The organism is Variovorax sp. 01T432 (genome assembly GCF_056398605.1).
The window spans coordinates 1-4,522 of record NZ_JBFTPS010000113.1; the positions used below are offsets into that span (position 1 = coordinate 1).

Below are 4,522 nucleotides of genomic sequence, written 5' to 3' on the forward strand. Positions count from 1 at the left end.
CAGTTGGAGCCAGCGAATGGTGGTGCTCACCAACCATGCGACGAGGGAAATTACGAATAGGTGCCAGGACCTGGGAGCAAGCGTCGTCTTTGACAAGTCCACCGAGATCAAAGCGCTTCTTGCGTATTGCCGGCGGCAGTGCGAAACATCACTCTCAGTTGACGGTGTCGGCGGGGCCAACTGAGCACCTGCGCTGGGACAGGAAATGCCACTCGACCTTCTCGCTCAATTGGCCGAAAGAGCCCTGCCAGCGGTGTTTTGGGACTGCCGGGACATCGCGAAGGTTGGCTTCCTACTGTCGATGGACTTCGTTATCGGATGCATGCCAACGCAGGTATACGACGGCGCAGGTTGGCGGTACGAGGGTCAAGCGGAAGTGTCGGAAATCACCGCGAAGGGTCACGCAGCATGCAGGTCGCGGCTGCGTTGCAAGTGACAGAGCGCTGAGCCTCAGCAGCCACCCTTGCAAGCGCCATCGAGGAAGCATCATTCAGCCTGAAGCGCCTCTCTGAGCCCACCCTCTGCGGCTTCCGCGGGGTCGCGCTCCTTGTGGACGAGCCATACCGCGCCGGGATAGGATCGCGCCATGGAAGACGAGAACGATGCCCCGGTTGGGCGCGATCCGCGGGCGGCCTTCTATGCCGTGGCCGTACAGGTGGGTCTGATCCGCGACGGCGATCCGCTCGACCAGAACCTAGTCGACTTCGCCACCGGTGTGGTCGGGCTGTGCGCGGACATTGGCGACGGCTACACCATGGAGCACGGTGCCAACGCCCGCGAGCACATCAGGGCGGAACTACTGGAATGAGCCGGCAGCCTATGACACTCAGCCAGCACCGCCTTGCGGCTACATCTGGTCAATCCGTTCGCGCGCATGCCGGATTGCCTCTGCGAGAGCGGCATCACCGGTGGCAAAGCTCTGATCGGTCGGCGTCACAAGTGGGCCGTCATCGATCGCATATCCCCAACGCCACCGGTCGTCGACGTCGTGGATGTCCAGGGTGATGACCACCTTATGGCCCTTGAAGTCGAATTCACGATGTAGCATGGCGACTCCCTAGTGAAGTCGCCCAGCTGGCGACAGGGCATCGAGGAGCGACGTGGAGACATGGTCTCCCATCTGACAAGACCACAATGTCAGGCGAAACGGGACAGGTGCGCGCTGCCAGGTGCTCGCGAACGGCGTCGAGGCGAAGGCGCTCCCTTTTTTAACTCGGAGGTCGCTGTGTGGACGCCTGAAAGGCCGATCGTCATCGCCGGCTACACGCTAACGCGCGAGGAGGCTTGGCTTCGCAAATTCACCCAGGAGTGGTTCCGACTCGCGCGTGGCGATGCGGATGAGGAGAGCGTCGCGGACCAGGCGATCGATCTGCTTGCCGAGCAAGGAGCGCGCGATCCCGTTGAGGTCGCGCGGGAGATGTGGGGCGGTCCTACCGCTTAAGGCTGCGCCGCTAACCAACAGCAACTGGCACTCGAGTTCGGCGTGGCCACTTCCTGAGCAGCAACCTCTGGCCAGGCTTCTCGACCAGCAGGTAGCTCGCCGAGGCTAGCGCGAAGAGCGATCCGAAGAAGACCACCTCGGGCATGTCCGGCCGTTTCATGGTCGCGACACAAAGGCCCGCGGCCGAAGCCGAGGGCCTTGGTCGAGCGAGGCAATGTCTTCATTCCCAATGCGAAGCGCCTCCCACACGCACGCACGCCCACAGCAGCCACACGCGCAAGTCCGGGACGTTTTCGACGAGAGCTGCTGCTTCGAGCAGAGCGTCGGCCGTGGCGCGATCAGGCACGGGGTGCTTCCTGCCCCAAGTCCAAGGAGATGGACATGGCACTTGACGGCATGCATGACGAACCGGATGGCCGGTGGTGAGGAGCTGAAGGCGGCGTAGCCGCCGCAAGCGATGAGCCACCGGCGGCGCCGGGTTGGTGGGGTCAGACTGGCGGATTCAGGTCTCAAGCAGAGGTCGGCCCAGTGCCAGGACATTTACTCACCGATCACCAAGTACGCCTCTATATAAAACATCGCAAGGACAAGTCGCAGGAATTGGCCGCAGCCAAGGCCGGCATCAGCGAGCGCAGCGCACGACGCATTGAGACTTCCGCCACGCTAGAACAAAGGTTACCCATAATGGGCTGGCGCCTTTGTCAAGGCGCTCCCGCAGAAGAAAGTAAATTTGATACCGCCCACGGGCGCGGTTCGCCTCTGACGGTTGCTTTCTCAGTCATAGATTTACCGTCGCAAGAAGGAGAGCAAAGCCCGGCGCGCCGGCCCTGAACACGCTCATGCACCGGATCTCGGTCCTGTCGATGGCGCACCACCTGGCGACGCAACTCAACCCGTGCATCGACCCGGCCGTAAAGGCCCTGCTCAGCAAGACCCGCAAGGCCTACGCGAAACGCAGCGCTCTGCCCCACAAGCAGCGCGCGCTGACCAAGGAGCCGCTGGAGGCGGTGCTGGAGACCTGCGACGACTCGCTGAGGGGCAAGCGCGATCGCGCCCTCCTCCTGTTCGCCTGGGCCTCTGGCGGCGTCGGCGATCTGAAGCCGTCGACGTGTATAGGCTTCTAATGCTATCTGCGTTCAGGCAATACGCTTGAGATAAGCCATTTTTTATCAATCGATATAGAATCACGGGAGTCCGCCGCGATCCCCGCCGCGACTGCCTTGCTCGCAGGGAGATCCAAGTGGCCGTTATTGTTCTTGATCGACAACTGCAAGAGTTGCGAAAGGAGTTCGCCCGTTTCATCGAGGTCGATTACCGGCAGCGATTGGCCCCGCAGCGACTTCTTGCGGCGCTGCAAGAGCAGGCGGTTGGGTGACGCAGGCCGTCGACTTGGTGCAAGAAGAGCTAGTCGGACCGGCTGCCGCGTCGCGGCCTCAGAGATCATCCCGGAACGTCTTGCGCGGATTCTGCTGGGCCGGGCTCAGCGTCACGATCTTTGCAGGCTGGTTCGTGGTTACGCGCTTCAGCGTCACGCGCGAACTTCGCCTGTGGGATGTGACCGCGCTGCGATTCGGCATCGGTGCCGTCATTCTTCTTCCAGTGCTATTGAGCATCCCAAACCCGTACCCGGGCCAGGCGTTCGCGAAGAAACGACTATGCGCTACAAGGTGAACGGCAGCGCCAAGATGACCGACACGTCATTGGTGCGAGCTCACGGCGTTATCGGACGCCGTGCGGTGAGCCCGCTATTGAGGTGTTTCCCAATGCGGCCGGGATCGACGTCGGCGCCTCGAGCCACTGGGTGGCGGTGCCGCAGCACTTGGCCGAGGAATCGGTGCACGAGTTCGGCGCGATGACCGACGATTTGAATGCGATGGCCGACTGGCTGATCGCGTGCGGCGTCGATACGGTGGCACTGGAATCCACCGGGGTGTACTGGATTCCGGTGTACGAGGTGCTCGAGCAGCGCGGTCTGAAGGTCTGGCTGGTCGACGCGCGACAGATGAAGTACGTGCCCGGACGCAAGAGCGACGTGCAGGACTGCCAGTGGCTGCAGAAGCTCATGAGCCTGGGGTTCCTGCGCGCCGCGTGGCGCCCTGATGGCGAAGTCTGCGTCGTGCGCGCGGTGGCGCGCCAGCGCGAGGTGCTGCTCGTCGAACAGGCCAGTTGGGTGCAGCGTATGCAGAAGGCCTTGGTTCAGATGAACATCCAACTCACCGAGGTGCTCACCGACGTCATGGGCGGCACCGGCCAAGCCATCATCCGCGCCATCGTTGCCGGCGAGCGCGACGCGAAGGTACTGGCGCGCCACCGTCATAGCCGAGTCAAGGCCAGTGCCGAGGAAATCACCAAGGCGCTGACGGGCAACTGGCGCGAGGAGCACCTGTTCGTGCTGCGCCAGGCGCTGGCGATGTACGACGACATCGCGCGCCATCTGGCTGAGTGCGACACCAAGCTGCACGCGCTGCTGGGCGAACTGGGTCAGCGCGAGGTTCATTTGGGCAAGGCCCCCAGGGCTGGCAGCAAACTGCGCATGGAATTCGATGTCCGCCAGACCATGGCCAACTGGGCGGGCGTGGACCTCACGCGCATCAACGGGCTGGGCGCGGCTGCGGTGATGAAGATCCTCTCGGAGATCGGCCCCGACCTGAGCCGCTTCGCCAACGTCAAGCACTTCTGCTCCTGGCTGGGTCTGTGCCCGGGCACCAAGATCAGCGGGGGCAAGGTACTGTCGGCCAAGACCAAGCGGTCGGCCAACCGGGTGCGTCAGGCGCTGAAGATGGCGGCGATGAGTTTGTCGCACAGCGCCTCAGCCCTGGGAGCGTTCTACCGGCGGCTTTGCAGTCGCATGGACAAGCCGCGAGCCAACACCGCAACGGCGCACAAGCTCGCACGCATGGTGTACTTCATGCTCACCCGTGGCGAGGCCTTCGTCGATCAAGGCCAGCAACGCTATGAAGAGCAGCAGCGCGAGCGATCTATCGCCGCACTCAAGCGCCGCGCCGCCGCGCTTGGCTTCCAGATCACTCAGACGCCGGTTGTCGCATGAATGCCCGCGTCTTCAGTTTTGTTTCTTGAGAG

Annotated in this window: 5 protein-coding genes and 1 pseudogene; 4 read left to right on the top strand and 2 right to left on the bottom strand. The window is 63.0% G+C overall.

Going from position 1 to position 4,522, the window contains the following annotated elements; all coding sequences use genetic code 11:
• Positions 1 to 184, top strand: a pseudogene (locus AC1DNF_RS35335) (hypothetical protein); the annotation flags it as partial.
• A 402-nt stretch (positions 185 to 586) separates the two neighbouring features.
• Positions 587 to 808 (top strand): hypothetical protein, encoded by a 222-nt coding sequence (locus AC1DNF_RS35340; RefSeq protein ID WP_478153555.1) that lies wholly within the window; start codon positions 587 to 589, stop codon positions 806 to 808.
• A gap of 39 nt (positions 809 to 847) precedes the next feature.
• Here AC1DNF_RS35340 and AC1DNF_RS35345 read toward each other — a convergent pair whose 3' ends face one another.
• Positions 848 to 1,048: a hypothetical protein gene (locus AC1DNF_RS35345; protein ID WP_478153556.1), complete on the bottom strand. Its 201-nt coding sequence runs from the start codon at positions 1,046 to 1,048 to the stop codon at positions 848 to 850.
• A gap of 1,232 nt (positions 1,049 to 2,280) precedes the next feature.
• On the opposite strand from AC1DNF_RS35345, the gene AC1DNF_RS35350 reads away from it, so the two are divergent.
• Positions 2,281 to 2,565, top strand: a complete 285-nt coding sequence (locus AC1DNF_RS35350; protein ID WP_478153557.1) for a hypothetical protein — start codon at positions 2,281 to 2,283, stop codon at positions 2,563 to 2,565.
• A 2-nt stretch (positions 2,566 to 2,567) separates the two neighbouring features.
• On the opposite strand, the gene AC1DNF_RS35355 is transcribed toward AC1DNF_RS35350, so the two are convergent.
• Positions 2,568 to 2,798, bottom strand: a complete 231-nt coding sequence (locus tag AC1DNF_RS35355; RefSeq protein WP_478153559.1) for a hypothetical protein — start codon at positions 2,796 to 2,798, stop codon at positions 2,568 to 2,570.
• Positions 2,799 to 3,140: 342 nt separating this feature from the next.
• Here AC1DNF_RS35355 and AC1DNF_RS35360 point away from each other — a divergent pair, with 342 nt between their 5' ends.
• Entirely contained in the window at positions 3,141 to 4,490 is a 1,350-nt protein-coding gene (locus AC1DNF_RS35360; protein WP_478153561.1) for an IS110 family RNA-guided transposase, read from the top strand.
• The last annotated feature ends 32 nt before the right edge of the window (positions 4,491 to 4,522 follow it).

Bases quoted from the DNA above. Each gene is read 5' to 3' on its own strand.
- AC1DNF_RS35340 (WP_478153555.1), top strand. From the start codon at position 587: ATGGAAGACGAGAACGATGCCCCGGTTGGGCGCGATCCGCGGGCGGCC.
- AC1DNF_RS35345 (WP_478153556.1), bottom strand. From the start codon at position 1,048: ATGCTACATCGTGAATTCGACTTCAAGGGCCATAAGGTGGTCATCACC.
- AC1DNF_RS35350 (WP_478153557.1), top strand. From the start codon at position 2,281: ATGCACCGGATCTCGGTCCTGTCGATGGCGCACCACCTGGCGACGCAA.